We start from the raw sequence: 1,355 nt of genomic DNA on the forward strand, positions 1-1,355 counted from the left end.
CTGTCCGCCCGGCGCGGGAAACAGCGCAAACGCACTATCGGGTTCGGCATCATTGCCGTCGTGTTCATCTACACCACGGTGGTCAACATCTTCGAGCGGCCCGAAGGCATCCGGATCGCGGCCTTCTTCATCATCGGGATCATCGTGATCTCCCTGCTCTCGCGCATCCGGCGCTCCTTCGAGCTCCATGCCACGCATGTGCGGATGGACACCCCGGCCCTGGAATTCCTGGCCGCCAATGAATCCGGCCCCATCGCGATCATCGCCCACGAGCCGCTGCGTCTCACTGCCCAGGCGTACCTGGACAAGCTCACGTCCGCGATCGAGGTCAGCCACCTCCCGCTGGACTCCCAGGCACTGTTCCTCGAAGTGGTGGTGGACGACTCCTCCGACTTTGAGACCGCGCTCGAGGTCCGCGGGGTCAGCCGGCACGGGTACCAGATCCTGGAGGTCCACGGGCCAGTTGTTCCGAACACGATCGCCTCCGTGCTGCTGCACATCCGCGACGTCACCGGGCTGATGCCGCACATCTACTTCCGCTGGACGGAGGGAAACCCGTTCACCAACCTCCTGCGGTTCCTGGCTTTCGGCGAAGGCGAGATCGCCCCGGTGACGCGCGAAGTGCTGCGGGAGGCCGAGCCGGACGTCACCCGGCGTCCATGGGTCCACGTCGGCTGAGACCGCGCCCGGCGGCAGGCGCAAGGCCACAAGTGCCTCGAACACAAGCGCCTCGAACACAAACGCCCCTCCGGAGGAATCCTCCGGAGGGGCGTTGTGGTCTTCGGGGAAAGTGTCCCGGCCAGGCGGCCGGGGCTTTTTCCGGAGTACTTAGAGCGGGCGGATGTTCTCAGCCTGCGGGCCCTTCGGGCCCTGCGTGACGTCGAATTCAACCTTCTGGTTCTCGTCCAGCGAACGGTAGCCGCTGGTAGCGATTGCCGAGTAGTGGGCGAAAACGTCGGCCGACCCGTCATCCGGGGCAATGAAGCCAAAACCCTTTTCGGCGTTGAACCATTTAACTGTGCCTGTAGCCATGCCTTTATCCTTCTGAAATGCTGCTGATCTCCGGCGGCCATAAGGCCAACGGCTGCGGAGACATTCGTCCGCTGTCCCCAACGTACGGTGCGACGGGCCGCGGTGCAAGGGTCTGACGGGGGTCTTCGTCCCGGCCGGCCGCTTTCGTCAGGCCGAGACGGTGGCGTCGAAGAGCGCAATCAGGTCCCGGCTGATCTGGTACGGCGAGGTCTCGGACGGGCTGTGGCCCGCGCGGTAGACCGAAATCCGCGCACCGATCGACTGCGCGAAGCTCCGGTGCAACGCCAGCGGCCAGAGGTCGTGTTCGCCGACTGCGACAAGCT

General features: G+C 64.9%; 1 protein-coding gene and 1 pseudogene. One reads left to right on the forward strand and one right to left on the reverse strand.

Annotation, left to right across the window (positions count from 1 at the left end; all coding sequences use genetic code 11):
- Positions 1 to 678 (forward strand): annotated as a pseudogene (locus tag LQV45_RS32900) (amino acid transporter); the annotation flags it as partial.
- Positions 679 to 828: 150 nt separating this feature from the next.
- Here LQV45_RS32900 and LQV45_RS32905 read toward each other — a convergent pair.
- Positions 829 to 1,032, reverse strand: a complete 204-nt coding sequence (locus LQV45_RS32905) for a cold-shock protein (RefSeq protein WP_009357211.1) — start codon at positions 1,030 to 1,032, stop codon at positions 829 to 831.
- Positions 1,033 to 1,355: the final 323 nt, after the last annotated feature.

It is taken from the genome of Microbacterium sp. Bi128 (assembly GCF_918698205.1).